This window comes from Knoellia sp. LjRoot47 (assembly GCF_964253435.1).
GTDB lineage: Bacteria > Actinomycetota > Actinomycetes > Actinomycetales > Dermatophilaceae > Knoellia.
Genome location: NZ_CAXUQS020000001.1, coordinates 325,102 through 343,314 on the forward strand (window position 1 = coordinate 325,102; position 18,213 = coordinate 343,314).

At 71.7% G+C, this 18,213-nt stretch carries 18 protein-coding genes; 3 read left to right on the top strand and 15 right to left on the bottom strand.

The window, feature by feature from the left end; translation table 11 throughout:
- Positions 1 to 66: 66 nt before the first annotated feature.
- A complete protein-coding gene (locus ACSQ11_RS01585) occupies positions 67 to 1,668 on the top strand; it encodes a DUF222 domain-containing protein (protein ID WP_436002389.1) in 1,602 nt (533 codons plus the stop codon).
- A 128-nt stretch (positions 1,669 to 1,796) separates the two neighbouring features.
- On the opposite strand, the gene ACSQ11_RS01590 is transcribed toward ACSQ11_RS01585, so the two are convergent.
- The 6 genes from ACSQ11_RS01590 to ACSQ11_RS01615 all read right to left on the bottom strand — a co-directional run bounded on the left by ACSQ11_RS01590 (position 1,797) and on the right by ACSQ11_RS01615 (position 7,335).
- Positions 1,797 to 1,970 carry a hypothetical protein gene (locus ACSQ11_RS01590; RefSeq protein WP_436002391.1) on the bottom strand — a complete coding sequence of 58 codons (174 nt, stop codon included), beginning with the start codon at positions 1,968 to 1,970 and terminating at the stop codon, positions 1,797 to 1,799.
- A gap of 84 nt (positions 1,971 to 2,054) precedes the next feature.
- Positions 2,055 to 2,243, bottom strand: a complete 189-nt coding sequence (locus tag ACSQ11_RS01595) for a hypothetical protein (protein ID WP_436002393.1) — start codon at positions 2,241 to 2,243, stop codon at positions 2,055 to 2,057.
- Positions 2,244 to 2,290: 47 nt separating this feature from the next.
- Entirely contained in the window at positions 2,291 to 2,749 is a 459-nt protein-coding gene (gene aroQ / locus ACSQ11_RS01600) for a type II 3-dehydroquinate dehydratase (RefSeq protein ID WP_436002395.1), read from the bottom strand.
- A gap of 158 nt (positions 2,750 to 2,907) precedes the next feature.
- On the bottom strand, positions 2,908 to 5,577 hold the full coding sequence (locus tag ACSQ11_RS01605) for a DUF4153 domain-containing protein (protein ID WP_436002397.1): 2,670 nt from the start codon (positions 5,575 to 5,577) through the stop codon (positions 2,908 to 2,910).
- A complete protein-coding gene (locus ACSQ11_RS01610) occupies positions 5,574 to 6,287 on the bottom strand; it encodes a response regulator transcription factor (RefSeq protein WP_436002399.1) in 714 nt (237 codons plus the stop codon). The genes ACSQ11_RS01605 and ACSQ11_RS01610 overlap by 4 nt, the downstream gene beginning before the upstream one ends.
- A gap of 91 nt (positions 6,288 to 6,378) precedes the next feature.
- Entirely contained in the window at positions 6,379 to 7,335 is a 957-nt protein-coding gene (locus tag ACSQ11_RS01615) for a helix-turn-helix domain-containing protein (RefSeq protein ID WP_436002401.1), read from the bottom strand.
- Positions 7,336 to 7,425: 90 nt separating this feature from the next.
- Here ACSQ11_RS01615 and ACSQ11_RS01620 point away from each other — a divergent pair, with 90 nt between their 5' ends.
- A complete protein-coding gene (locus tag ACSQ11_RS01620) occupies positions 7,426 to 7,623 on the top strand; it encodes a hypothetical protein (RefSeq protein WP_436002403.1) in 198 nt (65 codons plus the stop codon).
- A 94-nt stretch (positions 7,624 to 7,717) separates the two neighbouring features.
- On the opposite strand, the gene ACSQ11_RS01625 is transcribed toward ACSQ11_RS01620, so the two are convergent.
- The 8 genes from ACSQ11_RS01625 to ACSQ11_RS01660 all read right to left on the bottom strand — a co-directional run bounded on the left by ACSQ11_RS01625 (position 7,718) and on the right by ACSQ11_RS01660 (position 16,165).
- Positions 7,718 to 8,440, bottom strand: a complete 723-nt coding sequence (locus tag ACSQ11_RS01625; RefSeq protein ID WP_436002405.1) for an SRPBCC family protein — start codon at positions 8,438 to 8,440, stop codon at positions 7,718 to 7,720.
- 3 nt (positions 8,441 to 8,443) lie between these two features.
- Positions 8,444 to 9,298, bottom strand: a complete 855-nt coding sequence (locus tag ACSQ11_RS01630; RefSeq protein WP_436002407.1) for an FAD binding domain-containing protein — start codon at positions 9,296 to 9,298, stop codon at positions 8,444 to 8,446.
- The gene (locus ACSQ11_RS01635) at positions 9,295 to 11,787 is read right to left on the bottom strand and encodes a xanthine dehydrogenase family protein molybdopterin-binding subunit (protein ID WP_436002409.1); all 2,493 of its coding nucleotides are present in this window, start codon (positions 11,785 to 11,787) and stop codon (positions 9,295 to 9,297) included. Before ACSQ11_RS01635 ends, ACSQ11_RS01630 begins: the two co-directional genes overlap by 4 nt.
- Positions 11,784 to 12,266, bottom strand: a complete 483-nt coding sequence (locus ACSQ11_RS01640) for a (2Fe-2S)-binding protein (protein ID WP_436002411.1) — start codon at positions 12,264 to 12,266, stop codon at positions 11,784 to 11,786. Before ACSQ11_RS01640 ends, ACSQ11_RS01635 begins: the two co-directional genes overlap by 4 nt.
- Positions 12,267 to 12,390: 124 nt before the next feature.
- Entirely contained in the window at positions 12,391 to 13,506 is a 1,116-nt protein-coding gene (locus ACSQ11_RS01645) for an XdhC family protein (protein ID WP_436002413.1), read from the bottom strand.
- The gene (locus ACSQ11_RS01650) at positions 13,499 to 14,605 is read right to left on the bottom strand and encodes a vWA domain-containing protein (protein ID WP_436002415.1); all 1,107 of its coding nucleotides are present in this window, start codon (positions 14,603 to 14,605) and stop codon (positions 13,499 to 13,501) included. The genes ACSQ11_RS01645 and ACSQ11_RS01650 overlap by 8 nt, the downstream gene beginning before the upstream one ends.
- Before the next feature lie 4 nt (positions 14,606 to 14,609).
- Complete coding sequence (locus ACSQ11_RS01655) at positions 14,610 to 15,491, bottom strand: AAA family ATPase (protein ID WP_436002417.1); 882 nt, start codon at positions 15,489 to 15,491, stop codon at positions 14,610 to 14,612.
- A 26-nt stretch (positions 15,492 to 15,517) separates the two neighbouring features.
- Positions 15,518 to 16,165 carry a nucleotidyltransferase family protein gene (locus tag ACSQ11_RS01660; RefSeq protein ID WP_436002419.1) on the bottom strand — a complete coding sequence of 216 codons (648 nt, stop codon included), beginning with the start codon at positions 16,163 to 16,165 and terminating at the stop codon, positions 15,518 to 15,520.
- Positions 16,166 to 16,235: 70 nt separating this feature from the next.
- Here ACSQ11_RS01660 and ACSQ11_RS01665 point away from each other — a divergent pair, with 70 nt between their 5' ends.
- A complete protein-coding gene (locus ACSQ11_RS01665; RefSeq protein ID WP_436002421.1) occupies positions 16,236 to 17,369 on the top strand; it encodes a zinc-binding dehydrogenase in 1,134 nt (377 codons plus the stop codon).
- Positions 17,370 to 17,380: 11 nt separating this feature from the next.
- Here the strand turns inward: ACSQ11_RS01665 and ACSQ11_RS01670 are convergent, their stop codons facing one another.
- The gene (locus ACSQ11_RS01670) at positions 17,381 to 18,130 is read right to left on the bottom strand and encodes a ZIP family metal transporter (protein WP_436002423.1); all 750 of its coding nucleotides are present in this window, start codon (positions 18,128 to 18,130) and stop codon (positions 17,381 to 17,383) included.
- Positions 18,131 to 18,213 lie beyond the last annotated feature (83 nt).

The window sequence follows — 18,213 nt, forward strand, 5'->3', positions numbered from 1 at the left end:
GTGGCGATGTCGGTTCGCTGTCAGTGGCTCCCGATAGGTTCGAATCAGTCGTTGGGGAGGGTTTCGATGGACGAGCAGCAGTTGGCAGGAGCGGGTCTGACCGCTGTGCTGACTGCGGCACGCGACGGGTTGTGCGATGTGGCCAAGGACCTGGCTGCGATGTCGGCCGTCGAGCTGGCCGAGATCATGAGCGTCGCCGACGCGGTCGCCGCGCAGGCGCGGGCAGCGCAGGTGCAGGTCACCGCAGAGGCGTGTCACAGGGGTGAGTTCGCATCAGCGCGACGCGGTGCCGGTTCGGTGCACGAGTGGGTGCTCGAGCACGCTCCATCGTTGCGGCAGAGCGGCGCCGGGCAGGTGGCCCAGCTGGCTCAGGACGTCGCGGCCGCGACGCCCGGTGGTCAGTGGTCGCGTGGTGGACCCGAGTCCGGGGCGTTCGCGGACCAGGACCGTCCCGAGGGCATCGTGTGGGGCCGGGTGGTCTCCGGCGACGTGGGTGTGGGGCTGGCACTGACGGCGATGCGCGAGGTCGCTCGGATGAAGGACCTCCTCAAGCCCGAGGCGGTGCCGGCCGTGACGAAGGCGATCCTGGACCACGGCGTGCTTTGCGGTCAGGACAGAGCGCGCGAGATCCGTACACAGCTGCTCGCGAGATACGGGGCCGAGGGCGAGTTCGACGATCAGCAGCGCCGACTGCGCGGGGGCGCGTTCCTGTCGAGTCCGGCCGTTCATGACGGCGACCTCACCGAGTACCGCATGGCCATGACGCCGGAGCAGTCCGCGCGACTCGAAGCGGCCATCGGGCCTCTGGCGAAGCCATGCCCCAACCCCGACACGGGCGAGGCCGATCTGCGGACGGCTGGGCAGCGACGGGTCGAGGCGCTGTCGGCGGTGCTGGCCACGCGCGCTTCCCAAGAGGCCGGAGGCGCCGCGCCCGGTGCGAGTCCCACCAGCCTTCATGTGACGTTGGGCCTGGCCGACCTGCAGGCAGCGCTGGCCGCGGTTGCGGATTCGCGTTCGGGCAGCGCGGGCGGTGCAGGCGAGGGATGTGGCCGTGTCATGGCGTCGCGGGCGGCCGGCACGATCCTGGCACCCTCCATGGTCCGCCAGCTGGCGTGCGATGCAGACCTCATCCCGATCGTCCTCGGGGCGGAAAGTGAGGTGGTCGACCTCGGCCGCGCGACGCGGCTCTTCACCCGCGGTCAGCGCCGCGTCCTGTGGCACCGCGACGGTGGGTGCTCCTTCCCCGGCTGTGACGCGCCGGCGGCGTGGACGCAGGCACACCATCTCGTGCACTGGGCCGACGGCGGACCGTCGGACCTGACCAACGCTGCCTTGCTGTGCCAGCGCCACCATACTTTCGTCCACGAGAGACGGCTCATCGCGACGGTGCATCCACCCGACGATGACGGCAGGTCCGTGACATGGGACCTCAGCCCGGGCAGTTACGACCTAGGGCTCGAGCGACGGCTCCGCGAGCTTCGAGCAGCTCGAGGGGCGCCGAACACTCGCGGAGGACGGACACGGCTCGACACCGGACCGCCCGACGGTTGGGCATCACAAATTCCCGAAGACGTTCTCCTGCGACTCGTCGACGACCTCGAAGCAGAGCACTCCCATGCCCTGTCCCATGCGTGGGACGGCACCGCCGACTTGCCGATGGGCGCCTGAAGCTCTTCGACAGCGTGACTGCGTGAGTGCTGGCCGCCGCGCAGCGACCAGAGGCAACGCGCGAGTGCCGACCGAGGCGTTGCGACACAACTCGGCATGAGTCCGCTCGAGCGTTGCGACGTCAGCGGTCAGGGAGCGCCGATGCCGCCGCTGCCCGGGTGGTTGTGGCGCATCGCCTGCCCGAGCGAACCCGCCTCGGTGTCGGTCGAGCCCTTGCTGTGCAGACCAGAGTTACCGCGCCGGTTGAGCACGAACGCGAGCACGGCGATGACGACGACGAAACCGACGATGAGCTGCCACATGACTGCCTCCCCTGCTGCTGGAACGTCCAGCGTGGGCTCAACCTAGCGGTCGCGGCCCTTGTTGGACAGGCGTGAAACCGGGGTTCAGGTGTTGCCGCCACCGGTGTAGGAGCCGCTGCCGAGCCCACCGCCGTTGCCCTCCTGGCGGAACGGAGCCTGGGCGTCGGCCGACGAGTGCGACGAGATCTGACCGCGGGTGGAGGAGTCGCGCCGACCGAGGTACCACGCGAGTAGACCGATGACGACGATGATGCCGATGACGACGTAGACCATGCGTGCCTCCTGCAACGGGGGCGCGAGGTGCGCCGTGTGGCTTGAGGCTAGCGGTGGCGCCGAGTCACGAGCCAGCGAATCGCCTCGACGTAGCCGGCGATCCCACGCCCTATGACCTGGTGGTCGGTGACGTCGGTGAGATAGCTGAAGTGCCGGAACTCCTCGCGCGCGTGGATGTCGCTGATGTGCACCTCGACGCTCGGCACGGTCACGGCCGACATCGCGTCACGCAGCGCGACGGACGTGTGCGTGTAGCCCGCCGCGTTGATGACGAGCCCGGCGATCCCGCGCCGCCCCTCCTGCACCCAGTCCACGAGCGTGCCCTCGGAGTTGGTCTGCCGGAAGTCGAGGGTCAGCCCCTCGGCGTTGCACGCGATACGGCACAAATTCTCGACGTCCGCGAGCGTGTCGCTGCCGTAGATCTCGGGCTCGCGCTCGCCCAGCAGGTTGAGGTTGGGGCCGTTGAGGACGAGCACCGTGGTCGAGTCCAGGCCGTGGGAAGACATGCGCCGAGTATGCCGTCCGCCCACCTCCGTGCGACTTATTGCCTGTTCGGGCGCATCCCAGCGAACGTGCGCCGATCGGCAAGGCGCCCGAACGGGCAATAAGTCGAGTCACTCACCTCGGCCTGGGTCACTCACTTCACGACCTCGGCGTGGGGCAATCAGTCGAAGATCTCGGCGCGGGTGTCGGTGGGGACGAATCCGTCGCCGAAGCCCTTGCAGAACGACGGGTCGACCGTGAGGTCCTTGCCCTTGGCCGCGTTGAAGGCGTTTTGCCTTCCGAGGTTGAGCTCGAGCACATCGTCGTTGCGGTCGGCGCTCTTCTCCATGCGCCACGTGACGACGCACGCCGCCTGCTTGTCGTCGAGCCCCGCGAGGATCGCCGGAGTCGCGTCCACCCCGAGACCGGCGAGGTAGTAGGTGTCGAGCTTGCCCGTGGCGTGGAAGCGCTCGATGTTGCGCGTCGCCACCCAGCCGTCGGGGTTCATCAGCCCGAACCCGAGGAAGAGCACAGCGCCCGAGATGAGCGCCGCCCGCGGCACCCACGTCCCCTTGAGCCGCACGACCGCCACCATCATGAGGACGATGAGCAGGCCCAGCCAGAGCTCGAACCCGTCGACGAAGACGCGCAGCACCGTGTAGCCGTAGGCCTCTTGGTAGAGCGACATCCGGTAGAGCGCGGAAGCCACGACTGCCAGGGTCAGCGTGCACAGCACGAGCAGCGAGACCCGCAACGCGAGGCGGTCCGAGGCCGTCTCCTGCGAGGCCTTGCGGGTCGCTATGCCGACGACGACGAGGGTGAGGAACGTCGCCGTGGTGAGCTGACCGAAGCCCTCGTGGACGTACTCGGCATACGTGAGGCCGGTGGTCTCCCGCAGGTACTCGTGACCGCCCCACATCGCCGTGGCCTGCGCGACGAGGAACAGCGCGAAGATCGCAATGACGACACCGAGCGGCACGAGCCACTCCCACCGGTGCCGGACGGGCGCACCCCGCGGCACGTCGAGGTCGGCGATCTTCGGCGGGTTGAGCGCGAGGTAGGCACCGGCCAGCGCGACACCGGCGACGAACACGAAGACGAAGATGCGGGCGATGATCGTGTCCCACCGCAGGTCCGGCACGAGCGACTGCGCCCACGAGCCGAAGATCGCGTCACCCGAGGCGAACAGCCCACCGAAGAGGACGAGCCCGACGGCCGCGATGGCGACGGTCCGCAGCACCGGCCAGAGCAGTGGCATCCGGCTCGTCGCCGTGAGCGTGCGCCCCAGGAGCGGCAGGCCGCGCAGCCCGGCGAGCACCCACGACATCGCCGACAGCGGGATGCTGATGAACGAGCGGGCCCGCGTCACCGTCGCCGCGAGCAGCAGCGCTGCGAGCAGGACCGACAGGACCGCGATCCACTCGGTGGCGCGCACGACGGTCATCGCGGTGAGCGCGATCCCGACGGCGACGCAGGCGATGCTCCACGGGCTGCGCCTCTCCTTCGACGCCCACAGCATGAGCCCGGCGGCGAGCAGGACGACGATGAAGGCGGCAAGTCCGATGCGCCTGTCCGGCACCGTGAACGACGCGAAGAGACCGAGGAGCAGCGCACCGATGAGGAGCTGTGGCTGGGGTCGCAGACCCGACTCGGGCCAGAACTTGCCGAAGACAACGTCGGTGAAGGGCGGCGGCCCCGGCCTGGCGACGGCCGTCGCTGACGCCGGCTGGGCGGGGCGTGCCGGCTGCGCGGGTCGCGCGGGCTGGGACGGCGGGACGGGGGTCGTGGTCATGGGAGCCTCCGAGATGGTCTGTGCCGCAGGCGTGCTCGCCTCGCGTGCACGGGATCGGGTATGCCGTGGCAGGACCGCGCGCAGCCGCGCACCTCGCCCGCCGGGCCGGGTGGGAAGGACGGAGATGGAGCCGCCGTGGAGCTGGCAGACCCACGCCGCGATGGCGAGGCCGAGGCCGGTGCCGCCACCGGAGTCGTCGCCCGTGCCGAAGCGCCGGAACACGTTGCCGGCCTTGTCGGCGGGGATGCCGGGACCCTGGTCGATGACGTCGAAGGTCCAGGTCGCGTCGTCGAGCGCCGTTGCCACGAGCTCGATCTCACCGTTCGGCGGGCTGTGCCGGGCGGCGTTGTCGAGCAGGTTGGCGACGAGCTGCTTGAGGCGAGCGGGGTCGGCGGTGACGGTGAGGTCCTCCGGGACCACCCGGCATACGTGGGTCACGGTGCGGGAGCCGAGCTCCGCCTCGGCGACGGCACCGCGCAGGAGGTCCGCGACCACGACCTCCTCGAGCCGCAGGGGCGCCACCCCCGCGTCGATGCGCGAGAGGTCGAGGAGGTCGCCGACGAGGTCGCTCAGGCGTTCGGACTGTGTCAGCGCACCCCTGAGCGCTGCATCGTCCGGCTGAACGACCCCGTCGACGAGGTTCTCGAGCAGCGCTCGCTGCGCGGTGAGCGGCGTGCGCAGCTCGTGCGACACGGTCGCGATGAGCTGGCGCCGCTGGGAGTCGGCGTCGGCGAGGTCCGCCGACATGGCGTTGAAGGCGCGGGCGAGCTGCCCGACCTCGTCGGTGGAGACGGTCGAGACCCGCTGCGCGTAGTCACCCGCTGCCATCCGGCTCGCGGCGTGCGTCATCTCGCGCAGGGGCGCCGTCATCCCGCGGGCGAGCCACTGGACGACGGCCAGCGCCAGGGCGACCGTGACCGGGAGGGTGAGCCAGAGCGGCATACCGGCGCGATCGCCGATCGTCGCGAAGAGTGCGGCCACGACGCAGCTCGCGCCGACGAGGAAGCCGAGCTTGACCTTGATCGAGCCGACGCCCTGAAGGGGTTCGACGGTGTTCACGTCGTCTCCAGGGCGTAGCCCACCCCGTGCACGGTGCGGACGCGGGAGGCGCCGATCTTGGCGCGCAGGGACTTCACGTGGCTGTCGAGGGTGCGGGTGCCGGACGCGTCGGACCAGCCCCACACCTCGCTCATGAGCTGTTCGCGCGAGCGCACCGCACCGGGGGTGGCCGCGAGCGCGGCGAGCAGGTCGAACTCGAGGGGCGTGAGGTGGACCTCGCCGCCGTCGACGGTGACGCGTCGGGCCGGACCGTCGATCTCGACGGGCCCGACGGCGGTCGTCGGCGCCGGGACCGAGGCCAGCTCGGCGGCGCGCTCGACGCGACGCAGGAGGGCGTGGGTGCGGGCGACGACCTCACGCATCCGGAACGGCTTGGTGACGTAGTCGTCGGCTCCCACCCCGAGGCCGACGAGGATGTCGGTCTCGTCGTCGCGGGCGGTGAGCATGAGGACGGGGACGGGGCGGATCGCCTGGATCCGGCGGCAGACCTCGAGCCCGTCGAAGCCGGGGAGCATGACGTCGAGGACGACGACGTCGGGTCCGTGCTCACCGAAGGCCTCGACCGCCGCCGGACCGTCGAAGGCCTGGTGGACGGCGTATCCCTCGGCGCGCAGGCGGTCGGTGACGGCCTGGTTGATCGTCGGCTCGTCCTCGACGACGAGCACCGTCGCCTTCGGTCCACCCACGGTCCCCGCACCTGTTGTCGTCATGGCACCGACAGTAGGAGCCTGCCTGCGAGTCGCGTGGGCACGACCTGTGGAGATCTCGTGAAGATCGGTCGGGCGCGACAGGTGGAGCGGGTCAGGCGGGTGAGCGGTGGCGGGTCCGGAACACTGTCGGCGTGAGGCCCGTGCACTGCGAGAAGTGGTGCCGCAGCAGCGCGGCCGACCCGAACCCGACGTCGCCGGCGATCTGCTCGATCGACAGGTCGGTCTCCTCGAGCAGCTCGCGCGCCCGGAGCACCCGCTGGTCGGTGACCCACTGGTGCGGGGTCGTGCCCGTCTCGGAGACGAAGCGCCGGGCGAACGTCCGCGACGACATCGACGCGCGACGGGCCAGCCCGGCGACGGTGTGCGGCTCGTCGAGGTGCTCGAGCAGCCACTGCAGCACCGGGCCGATGCTCTCGCACTCGGTGACGGGGACGGGCCGGTCGATGAACTGGCGCTGACCGCCGTCGCGGTGGGGCGAGACGACCATGCGGCGGGCGATCCGGTTGGCGACCGCTCCCCCGTGCTCGCTGCGCACGAGGTGGAGGCAGGCATCCATCCCCGCGGCGGTGCCCGCGCTCGTGATGACCGTGCCGTCGTGGGCGTAGAGGACGTCGGGGTTGACGTGCGCGAGCGGGTAGGCGGACGCGAGCTCGTCGCTGTGCCGCCAGTGGGTCGTGCACTCGCGCCCGTCGAGGACGCCGGCTGCCGCGAGCGTGAACGCTCCCGAGCAGACCGACAGGACGTAGGCGCCGCGCTCGACGGCGTCGCGCACGACGTGCTTGACGGCCTCCGACGGCCGGTCCGCCGAGCTGCTCGCCGGGATGGCGACGAGGTCGGCATCGGCCGCCGCGTCCAGCCCGAACGGCGCGACGAGCATGGTCTGCCCGTCCGCCTGCATCGGCTCCCCCGGGCGCTCCGCGCAGACACGGAAGTCGAACGCCGGCACGCCGTCGTCGGTGCGGTCGATGCCGAACACCTCGGACAGGACACCGAACTCGAACATCGCGACCGGATCCTGGAGCACGACGGCGACGGAACTTAGGGCCATCCCTGCAGCATGACAGCGTGGCAGCATCTTGTGCAAGAGGGGCAGGTCTGCCACTCGTGGCAGGATGTGGTCGAGCATCAAACTTATGCCATGAGCACATTCATCGAGAACCTCGTCCCCATCGTCCCCGCGCTCATCCTCACCGCCCTCTTCGTCTGGGCCCTCGAGCGCAACAACCGCCGCCAGCGGGTCGCCCCCTGGTCCGACGACTTCCGCCACCACGTCGACCACGACGCCGACAGCCGGCGCGTGCTGCACGACCTCGACGCCTACGACCGCGCGGCCTGACGTCGTCGCCAGCTGCCCCACGTGGTCGAGAGGAGAGAACACGCCGCACCGGGACAGCCCCTAGGCGACGTGTTCTCTCCTCTCGACTGCGGAGTCAGCCCCGGTCGCGGCCCCACGCGTAGCCGACGAGGACCCCGATGAGTCCCGCCACGGCATACGGACCCCACGTCCGCACCGCGGACGGGAAGGCGATGGCTCCGAGGTCGATCGCGTCGTCCACCGGCTTCGGTGCCGGCGCCGACCTCGCGGGCTTCGACGTGGTGGGTGTCGACGCAGGCGGCGTCGCCGACGTCGACGCGACGGCAGCGACGGGCGCCGTGTCCGCGGCCTCCGCCTCCACCTCCGCCGACGCTGTGGCCTCGTCCGGCACGTCGGTCGGCGCGAACTGCCCCTCGATGCACTCGACGAACTGACGCAGCAGCTTGTCGGACACGTCCTGCATGACGCCCCGCCCGAACTGTGCCGGCTTGCCGGTGATGGCCAGGTCGGTGGCGACCTCGACCCGGGTCGCGCCGTCCTCGGGCGTGAGCTGCATGGTGACGTTGGCGCCAGCCGTGCCGTTGCCTCGCTTGTCCTTGCCCTTGGCCTCGATGACCGCGCGGTGCGTGGCGGGGTCGCGCTCGACGAAGGTGCCGGAGCCGGCATACACGAGGGCGATCGGGCCGAGCTTGACCTTGACCGTCCCCGAGAAGCCGTCGTCGGTGACCTCGGTGACGGTCGCGCCAGGGAAGCAGCCACCAACCCGTTCGAGGTCGAGCAGCACGTCCCACACGGTGTCGACGTCGGCGGGCACGGTGAACTCGTGTCTCAGCTCCACGGGTCAGCCTCCCGCGGCCGCGAGGACCGCGCGGCGGGTGAGCACCGGGGCGATGGCGCGTCGGTAGTCGGCGCTGCCGTTGAGGTCGCTCGGTGGGTCGGTGCCCTCCGAGGCCGCGGCACACGCCTCGCGCACGGCGTCCTCGGTGGCCGCCGCCCCGATGAGCGCGGCCTCGACCGACGAGGCACGCAGCGGCGTCGACCCCATGTTGGTGAGACCGATGCGTGCCTCCGCGATCGAGCCGCCCTCGACCCGCACCGTCGCCGCGACCGCGATGATCGACCACTGGTGCGCGACCCGGACGAACTTCTCGTAGTGACCGCCCCACCCCGTGTGCTTCGGGACGCGGATCGCCGTGAGCAGCTCGCCCTCGCCGACCGCGGTCTCGAAGAGGTCGTGGAAGAAGTCGGCGGCCGCGACGGTCCGCTCACCGCCGCGGCCGGTGACGACGAACTCGGTGTCGAGAGCCAGCGCGGGTGCGCCGACGTCACCCGCCGGGTCGGCGTGGACCAGCGCGCCACCGAGGGTCCCGCGGCGACGGATCTGCGGGTCCGCCACCTCGGCGACGGCAGCCCGCAGCACGGCTGCGTGCTCGCGCACGGCGTCCGAGGCCAGCACCTCGGCGTAGGTCGTCATCGCACCGATAACGACGTGGTCACCGTCCTCTCGTATGCCGCGCAGCTCCTCGATCCGACCGAGGTCGATGACCTTCTCGGGCGCGTTGAGCCGCATCCGCAGGATGGGCAGGAGGCTCTGGCCACCGGCGAGCACCTTGGCGTCGTCGCCTGCCTCCTCGAGGGCGGCCAGGGCGTCGGCCACCGAGGTGGGGGCGAGGTAGTCGAAGGATGCGGGGATCACTGCCCCGCTCCTTCCGCCGCGGCACCGGGATCCTGGTTGGGCGTGTCGGCGTCGAAGTGCGGCTGCGCGTCGGCGGGGACCGGCGCCGACTGGTTGGCGCCGGCCGTCTGGATGGCGGTCCACACCCGCTCGGGCGTGCACGGCATCGTGATGTCGTTGACGCCCATCGGCCGCAGAGCGTCGACGATGGCGTTGACGACGGCCGGGGTCGAGGCGATCGTGCCGGCCTCGCCGACACCCTTGGTGCCGAGGGAGTTCGACGTCGACGGCGAGGTCGTGTGGTCGGTGACGAAGCTGATCGTGTCGGCCGCGGTCGGCAGCGTGTAGTCGACGAACGACCCTGACACGAGCGTGCCCTGCTCGTCGTACTCGGCGCCCTCCCAGAGGGCCTGGGCGATCCCTTGGACGAGGCCGCCGTGCACCTGGCCCTCGACGATGAGCGGGTTGACGATGACGCCGATGTCGTCGACGCAGACGTACTTGCGCATCGTCGTGGCACCGGTCTCGGTGTCCACCTCCATCGCGCAGAGGTGGGTGCCGTGCGGGAACGAGAAGTTCACCGGGTCGAAGGTCGCGTCGGCGTCGAGGCTCGGTTCGGCGCCGTCGGGCAGGTTGTGCCCGGTGAAGGTGGCGAGCGCGACCTCGGTGAGCCCGATGCCCGTGTCGGTGCCCCTGACCGAGAACCGGCCATCGGTGAACTCGAGGTCGTCGGGGTTGGCCTCGAGCAGGTGCGCCGCGAACGGCCGGGCCTTGTCGATGACCTTGTCGGCGGCGCGCACGAGCGCCTCGCCACCGACCACGAGCGAGCGCGACCCATAGCTGTCGAGCCCCTTGGGCGCGATCTGGGTGTCGCCGTGGAGGACCTCGACGTTCTCGAACGGCACCCCGAGCCGGTCGGCGACGATCTGGCTCCACGCCGTCTCGTGGCCCTGGCCGTGCGGGGAGGTGCCGGTGACGACCTCGACCGTCCCCGTGGCGAGCATCCGGATGCTCGCGGACTCCCAGCCACCGGCGCCGTAGTTGAGCGAGCCGAGGACGCGCGACGGCGCGAGACCGCACATCTCGGTGAAGGTCGACACACCGATGCCGAGCTGCACCGGGTCACCGGCCTCGCGCCGCTGCCGCTGCTCGGCCCGGAGCTCGTCGTAGCCGAAGAGCTCCTTGGCCCGGGCCGTGGCGGCCTCGTAGTTGCCGGAGTCGTAGGTCATGCCCGCGACGGTGGTGAACGGGAACTCGTCGTGCGTGATCCAGTTCTTCTCCCGGATCTCGAGAGGATCGACGCCGACCTCGGCGGCGAGCTCGTCCATGAGCCGTTCGATCGCATAGGTCGCCTCTGGTCGCCCCGCGCCGCGGTAGGCGTCGACCCACGTCTTGTTCGTGTAGTAGTTCGTCGTGTTGAAGCGGTATGCCGGGAACTTGTAGATCGCGTTGAACATCCACGCGCCGAGCACGGGCACGCCGCCACCGACGAGCGCGGCGTAGGCGCCGAGGTCGGCGAGCAGCTCCACCTTGAGGCCGAGGACGGTGCCGTCCTTCTCGGCGGCGAGGGTGAGCTTCTGCCACTGGTCACGACCGTGGTGCGCGGACACCATCGTCTCGGAGCGGGTCTCGGTGTACTTGCAGGGCCGGCCGAGCTTGCGGGCGACGGCGAGGGTGACGAACTCCTCGGGTGTCGACTGCAGCTTGCCGCCGAAGCCGCCACCGACGTCCGGGGCGATGACCCGGATCTTGGACTCGGGCAGCCCGGTCGTCGCAGCGATGCAGAACCGGAGGATGTGCGGGACCTGCGTGGACGACCACATCGTCACCTGTTCGCCGGTGGGGTCGACGACGGTGGAGCGGGGCTCCATGAAGGCCGGGATGAGCCGCTGCTGGCGGTACTCGCGCTCGATGACGATGCCACCGTCACGCGCCTTGGCGATGGCTTCCTCGATGTCCTCGCCGGTGCCACCCTCCTTGGAGTCGAGCTGCCAGAAGGCGGACTTGTTGGTCCCGAGCGAGGGGTGCGCGAGGACCGAGTCGGTCGCCGCCTCCTTGAGGTCGAGGACGGCCGGGAGCTCGTCGTAGTCGACGTCGACGAGCTCGGCGGCGTCCCGCGCCTCGGCGGCGGTCCGGGCAGCCACGACGGCGACGATCTCGCCGGCGTGGGCGACGCGGTCGAGCGGCATCGGCAGGTGGTCGGGCGACTTCTGATCGGTCGTGATCGGCCACGCGGTGATGTTGACGCCCTGGATGTCGGCGATGTCCGCGCCGGTGAAGACGGCGATGACCCCCGGCGCCTGGCGCGCCGCCTCGGTGTCGATGCCGGCGATGGTCGCGTGCGCCAGCGGGCTGCGGACCATCGCGAGGTGCAGCATGCCGGGGAGCTGGAGGTTGTCGGTCCACCGCGTGCGACCGGTGATGAGCCGCTGGTCCTCCTTGCGGCGCCGGTCGCGCCCGATCTCGCGCACAGGCGCCTGCGCCTCGGGCCGGTCGTCGACGGCGGTCATGACTGCGCTCCCGAGGTCGCACCCTGGCCGGCCGCCTGCTGCACGGCCTTGACGATGTTGTGGTAGCCGGTGCACCGACAGAGGTTGCCCTCGAGCCCGACCCTGATCTCCTGCTCGGTCGGGTTCGGGTTGTCGGCGAGCACGTCGATGGCCTGCATGATCATCCCCGGCGTGCAGTAGCCGCACTGGAGCGCATGGCACTCGTGGAAGGCCTGCTGCATCGGATGGAGCTCGCCCCCTTGGGCGAGCCCCTCGATCGTCGTCACCTCGTGCCCGTCCACCTGGACGGCGAGCACGTTGCACGACTTGATGCTCCTGCCGTCGAGATGGACCGTGCAGGCGCCGCAGTTGCTCGTGTCGCACCCGATGACCGTCCCGGTCCGGCCCACCACCTCCCGCAGGTACTGGACGAGGAGCATGCGCGGCTCCACCTCGTCGGTGTATGCCGTGCCGTCGACCGTGACCGTGATCCGAGTCATCGTTGACCCTTCGCCGTGGCGGAATGCGGATGTCCGCGATCTTTCTCCGAAAGGGCGGACGATGACAAGGGTTCAACGAGATTGACAGCACCCTCGCAGGGAGCTGCACCCTCACTGCGTGGGCTCAGGTGTGGATCGGCCCGTCGCGGTCGGCGAGCCGGTCACCGCGACCGCCCCACCGCAGCGCGACGATCTCAGCGGCGATCGACACGGCCGTCTCCTGAGGTGTGCGCCCACCGAGGTCGAGGCCGATCGGCGACGACAGTCGCGACAGCTCGGACTCGGTGAGCCCGGCCTCGCGCAGGTGCCGCATCCGGTCGTCGTGGGTGCGCCGCGAGCCCATCGCTCCGACGTAGGCCACGGCGGGCAGCCGCAACGCCACCTCGAGCAGCGGCACGTCGAACTTCGGGTCGTGGGTGAGCACGCACAGCACGGTGCGCCCGTCGATCCGCCCGGCCGCCGCCTCGTCGCGCAGGTAGGTGTGCGGCCAGGACACGACGACCTCGTCCGCCGCGGGCAGCCGTGCCGGGGTCGCGAAGACGGGACGCGCGTCGCACACCGTCACGGCATACCCGAGGAAGGCGCCCATCTCGGCGACCGCCGCCGCGAAGTCGATGGCGCCGAAGACGATCATCCGCGGCTTCGGCGAGTAGGACGCGACGAAGACGCGCATGCCCTCGCCGCGGCGCTCGCCGTCGGGCCCGTAGGTGAGGGTCTCGGTCGTGCCGTGGTCGAGCAGGCCGCGCGCGTCGTCGGTGACGGCGTCGTGGGCGCGCTCGCTGCCGAGCTCACCCACGACGGAGTCGGGGCGCACGACGAGCCGCCGTCCCACCCACGTCGGATCCGGGTGTGCCACCACGGTGGCGACGGCGACGGGACGTCCGGCGTCGATGTCGTCGGCGACCGACCCCAGCTCCGGGAAGCTCTCGGCGTCGACGCGCTCGACGAAGACGTCGAGCTCACCACCGCACGTGAGACCCACGCTGTATGCCGTGCTGTCCGAGACGCCGTAGTGCGCGAGCTCCGGTGTGGCAGAGACCAACACGTCCTGGCCGACGTCGTGGACGGCGCCCTCGACGCACCCGCCGGACACCGAGCCGACGACGGTGCCGTCCGGCCCGACGAGCATCGCGGCGCCGGGCGGACGCGGCGACGAGCTGAACGTGTCGACGACGGTGGCGAGCGCCACGGGCTCCCCCGCGTCCCACCACGCGCGCAGCTCACGCAGCACCTCACGCATCGGCGACCACCTCCAGCAGCTCGGCGAACGAGGCCATCGAGTGGCCCGCGACGAACGAGTCGATGTGCGGCATCGCGGCGACGATGCCGAGCTGGACCGGCTCGTAGGCGTCGTGGCCGCGGTGCGGGTTGGCCCAGACGACGTGGTGCGCCAGGGCGTGCAGCCGTCGCATCTGCTCGGCTAGGCCCTGCGGGTCGCCACGCTCCCAGCCGTCGCTGACGAGGACGACGACGGCGCCGCGCGCCATGCCGCGCCGGCCCCAGAGGTCGAGGAAGGCCTTGAGTCCGTCGGCCAGCCGGGTGCCGCCGGACCAGTCGGGGATGGTGCGCCCGGCCGCGACGAGCGCCCGGTCGGGGTCGCGCTGGTGCATCGCCGCGGTGACGTGGGTGAGCCGCGTGCCGAGGGTGAAGACCTCGACCGGTCCGTCCGCCCGGCACCACGCGTGGGCCAGCCTCAGCAGGGCGTCGGCGTAGGCGCTCATCGAGCCCGAGACGTCGAGGAGCAGCACGACCCGACGGGGGCGCTCGGTCCGGCGGCGCCACCGGATCGGACCCGGCTCGCCGTGTCGACGGAGCATCTCGCGCATCGTGGCTCGCGCGTCCACGCGGCCGCGGCGCGAGGGGGCGAGCCGGTGGGTGCGTCGGCGAGGCGGTCGTGGCCGCAGGCCCCCGAACAGCCGTACCAGTGTCGCCCGCTCGCGCGCCGACATCGTCGCAATGTCCCTGTGCCGCAACACTTCCGTGGCACTGGCTCGGGCGCGCACCGCCTCGGGGTCGAGATCGCCCTCCATTCCCTGGTCACCATCGTCGGCGAGGTCCGCCATCGGCGCCGGCGGCCTCGACGGGGGGCGACGCGCGGCCGCGGGGCGCTGCGCACCGAACCACACGGCATACACGAGGTCGTAGCGCTCGAGGTCGGCGGGCGAGCCGCAGAGCGTCGCGCGCCCCACGGCATACACGGCGGCCTGGTCCTCGAGGCCCACGGTGGCGACCGCGAGGAGGTAGGTGCGCTCACGGTCGGCCGTCACCGCGACGCCCGCGGCGCGCAGGGCACGCGCAAACCCGAGGAGGATCTCCTCCGGAGCGCGCGTCACCGTCACGACGTCACCTCGCGAGGATCCGGTCGAGTGCAGCGCGGACGCGGTCGGCGTCCTCGCGGTACTTCACGGCGACGCCGAGCGACGCGGCGGCGGAGGCGGTGTCGAGGTCACGCACGCCGAGCTCGTGGAGCGCGCGGGCCCAGTCGAGGGTCTCGGCGACGCCGGGTGGCTTGAGGAGCTCGGTGTCGTCACGGACGGCGTGCACGGCACGGACGACCTGGTCCGCGAGCGCCTCCGGAACCTCGGGCGCACGGGACCGCACGATCGCGAGCTCCCGCTCGAGAGAGGGGTGTTCGAGCCAGTGATAGAGACAACGCCGCTTGAGCGCGTCGTGCACCTCGCGGGTGCGGTTGGACGTGAGGACGACCAGCGGCGGCACCTCGGCGCGCACCGTCCCGAGCTCGGGGATGCTCACCTGCCACGTCGAGAGGACCTCGAGCAGGAACGCCTCGAACTCGTCGTCGGCGCGGTCGATCTCGTCGACGAGCAGCACGGCGGGAGCCTCACGCAGCGCGCGCAGGATCGGACGGGCGACGAGGAAGCGCTCCTCGAAGAGCCCGGCCTCGACCTCGTCGAGCGAGCCGGCGCCGTCGACCGCCTCGACCGCACGCAGATGGAGGATCTGGCGCGGGAAGTCCCAGTCGTAGAGCGCCTGGCTCGCGTCGATGCCCTCGTGGCACTGGAGCCGGATGAGCGGCACCCCGGCCGCGAGGGCGAGCGCCTCGGCGAGCGCGGTCTTGCCGGTGCCGGGCTCGCCCTCGAGGAGCAGCGGTCGCGACAGCCGGGTGGCCAGCCACGCGATCGTGGCGAGGTCGTCGTCGACGAGGTAGCCGGTGCCCTCGAGCGCGGTGCGCAGGTCCGCAGCGGTGGCGGGGGCGAGATCCATACCGAGCATCGTCACACGGGCGCTGCTCAGACGTCAGCAGGCCTGTCGATGTCGCGCCCGCTCGCGAGGTCCCCGCACTCGACGAGCCGGGGCCGCTGGTCCTTGAAGTAGTCGCGAGCGCCAGAGTCTCCGACCGCGCCCTCACGCACCGCTGCCCAGTGCGCGCGACCCAGCAGCACCGGGTGTCCGGGCAGACCGTCGTATGCCGCCCGCACCAGCACCGCGGTGAGGTCACCCTCGTCGGCGACCGCCGTGAGCAGCCTCGCGTGGACCTCGGCGCCGACGTCGGGCAGGTCGACGAGCATGAGCAGCGCGGCGTCGGCACCCGTCCTCGACAGCGCGTCGAGGCCGCGTCGCAGCGAGGCGCCCATCCCCTCGGCCCAGTCGGCCGCCTCGACGACGAGGCCGCCGACCCTCTCGGCACGCACCCGCACCTGGTCGGCTGCGGAGCCGGCGACGACGTGGACGTCCCCCACTCCCGCGTCGTGCAGCCGCGTCACCGCGGTCTCGACGAGGGACGGGCCGGACGGCGTGAGGCGGAGCAGCGCCTTGGGTCCCCCCATACGTCGCCCCGCCCCTGCCGCGAGCACGAGCCCAGCGACCCCTCCGTCAGCCATCCGCACACTCTGCCATCCGGTGACGTAGTCGTGGGTCGGCGTGTGGAAATCTCCCATGAGGTGGTCGTCCCGGAGACCCCGTGGCCGTCGGGTTGCCATCGGCCGCGTCAGGACCGAGAGTGCAGCGATGACGTTGACGACGAGAGCGGCCGTGCTGCGCGGGTCCACCGACGAGCTGCCGTTCGCCCGGTCGGCGCCGCTCACCGTCGAGGAGGTCACCCTCGAGCCGCCCGGCCCCGGCGAGGTCCTCGTGCGGATCACCGCCGCGGGCCTGTGCCACTCGGACCTCTCGGTCGTCAACGGCGACCGTCCCCGGCCGCTGCCGATGGTGCTCGGGCACGAGGCGGCCGGTGTCGTCGAGGAGGTGGGCGCCGGTGTCACCGACGTCCGACCGGGCGACCGGGTCGTCTGCTCCTACGTCCCGTCCTGCGGCCACTGCCCCGACTGCGCCGGCGGCAACCCGGTGCGGTGCGCCGACGCCCAGGCCGCGAACCGCGAGGCCCGGCTCGTCACCGGCCGGCGACCTTTCCGCGACGCCTCCGGCGCCGCACTGCACCACCACCTCGGCGTCTCGGCGTTCTCCGAGCTCACCGTCGTCTCCCCTCGCTCGCTCGTGCCCGTCCCCGATGAGGTGCCGCTCGACGTGGCGGCCGTCTTCGGGTGCGCCGTCCTCACCGGCGCCGGCGCGGTCCTCAACACCGCGGTCGTCCGCCCGGGCGAGTCCGTCGCCGTCGTCGGGCTCGGTGGGGTCGGGATCTCCGCAGTCATGGCGGCCGCCCTCGCGGGCGCGCACCCCGTCGTCGCCGTCGACACCGTGCCGGCCAAGCTCGACGCTGCACGGGCGGTCGGCGCGACCCACGGCGTCCTCGCCGGCGACGACGTCGTCGACGAGATCCGCGACCTGACCCGTGGTGGCGTGACCGTCGCGATCGAGGCGGCCGGGCACCCGGGCGCGCTCGCGACGGCATACGCCGCGACGCGCAGCGGCGGACGCATCGTCGTCGCCGGGCTCCCCCACCCGCGGCACCAGATCCAGGTCCCCATCGCGTCACTCGTCGGCGAGGAGAAGTCGATCCTCGGCTCCTACATGGGCTCGTCGGTCCCGCGCCGCGACCTGCCGCGCCTGTTCGACCTGTATGCCGCCGGGGTCCTGCCCGCCGACGCCCTCGTCACCTCGCGCTCGGTGCCGCTCGACGACGTCAACGGCGCACTCGACCGGCTGCACGCGGGCACCGAGGTCCGGCAGATCCTCACGCCCTGACGGCGGCCTCGCTACGCGTGGCCGATGACGAACGCGGTGAGGAAGCCGACGGTCGCGGCGAGGCCGGCATACAGGTGGGTCTTCTCGAACGCCTCGGGGATCATCGTGTCGGCGACCATGGCGAGGATCGCGCCGGCCGCGAGCGCCGTGATCGCGGCGACCGTCTCGGGGGTGGCGCCCTCGAGGAGCAGCACGCCGAGGAGACCGGCCAGACCGCTGGCGACCGCGATGGCGCCCCACACCCCGAAGACGTAGCGCGCGCTGCGCTGCGATGCCTTCATGCCCGCGGCGCTCGACAGGCCCTCGGGCAGGTTGGACAGGAAGATCGCGACGAACACCGCGATGCCGACGCCCTCGCCGCTGAGCAGCGTGAGCCCGAGGACGATCGACTCCGGGATGCCGTCGAGCAGCGCCCCGATGGCGATCGCCGCTCCGCTGCCGGGGTTGTCCGCCTCGGAGCCCTGGATCTCGTGCGAGCGCTTGCGATGGCGTGCGCCCCGCTTGGACAGCAGGACGTTGGCGGCGACGTAGACCACGGCGCCGGCGATGAACCCGCCCGCGGTCGGCACGAGCCCGCCGGTCCGTTCGGCCTCGTCGACGAGGTCGAACGACAGCGCCGAGATGAGCACGCCGGCGCCGAACGCCATGATCGTCGCGACGACCCGCTGGGGCACGCGGACGAACCAGGCGACCGCCGCACCGACGACGAGCGCACCGCCCGCGAGCAGCCCCCACAGTCCAGCCTGAGCCCACACGGGCATGTGCCACGTCCTCTCACGGATGACAGCAGTTCTACCCCGGATCGTGGCCGTCGACGTCGTTGGGCCTCACCCCGGGTGTGCGC

Excerpts from the sequence above, each read along its gene's own strand:
- ACSQ11_RS01585 (WP_436002389.1), top strand. The coding sequence starts at position 67 with ATGGACGAGCAGCAGTTGGCAGGAGCGGGTCTGACCGCTGTGCTGACT.
- ACSQ11_RS01590 (WP_436002391.1), bottom strand. The coding sequence starts at position 1,970 with ATGTGGCAGCTCATCGTCGGTTTCGTCGTCGTCATCGCCGTGCTCGCG.
- ACSQ11_RS01595 (WP_436002393.1), bottom strand. The coding sequence starts at position 2,243 with ATGGTCTACGTCGTCATCGGCATCATCGTCGTCATCGGTCTACTCGCG.
- aroQ (WP_436002395.1), bottom strand. The coding sequence starts at position 2,749 with ATGTCTTCCCACGGCCTGGACTCGACCACGGTGCTCGTCCTCAACGGC.
- ACSQ11_RS01610 (WP_436002399.1), bottom strand. The coding sequence starts at position 6,287 with ATGACGACAACAGGTGCGGGGACCGTGGGTGGACCGAAGGCGACGGTG.
- ACSQ11_RS01615 (WP_436002401.1), bottom strand. The coding sequence starts at position 7,335 with ATGGCCCTAAGTTCCGTCGCCGTCGTGCTCCAGGATCCGGTCGCGATG.
- ACSQ11_RS01620 (WP_436002403.1), top strand. The coding sequence starts at position 7,426 with ATGAGCACATTCATCGAGAACCTCGTCCCCATCGTCCCCGCGCTCATC.
- ACSQ11_RS01635 (WP_436002409.1), bottom strand. The coding sequence starts at position 11,787 with ATGACCGCCGTCGACGACCGGCCCGAGGCGCAGGCGCCTGTGCGCGAG.
- ACSQ11_RS01640 (WP_436002411.1), bottom strand. The coding sequence starts at position 12,266 with ATGACTCGGATCACGGTCACGGTCGACGGCACGGCATACACCGACGAG.
- ACSQ11_RS01645 (WP_436002413.1), bottom strand. The coding sequence starts at position 13,506 with ATGCGTGAGGTGCTGCGTGAGCTGCGCGCGTGGTGGGACGCGGGGGAG.
- ACSQ11_RS01655 (WP_436002417.1), bottom strand. The coding sequence starts at position 15,491 with ATGGATCTCGCCCCCGCCACCGCTGCGGACCTGCGCACCGCGCTCGAG.
- ACSQ11_RS01660 (WP_436002419.1), bottom strand. The coding sequence starts at position 16,165 with ATGGGAGATTTCCACACGCCGACCCACGACTACGTCACCGGATGGCAG.
- ACSQ11_RS01665 (WP_436002421.1), top strand. The coding sequence starts at position 16,236 with ATGACGTTGACGACGAGAGCGGCCGTGCTGCGCGGGTCCACCGACGAG.
- ACSQ11_RS01670 (WP_436002423.1), bottom strand. The coding sequence starts at position 18,130 with ATGCCCGTGTGGGCTCAGGCTGGACTGTGGGGGCTGCTCGCGGGCGGT.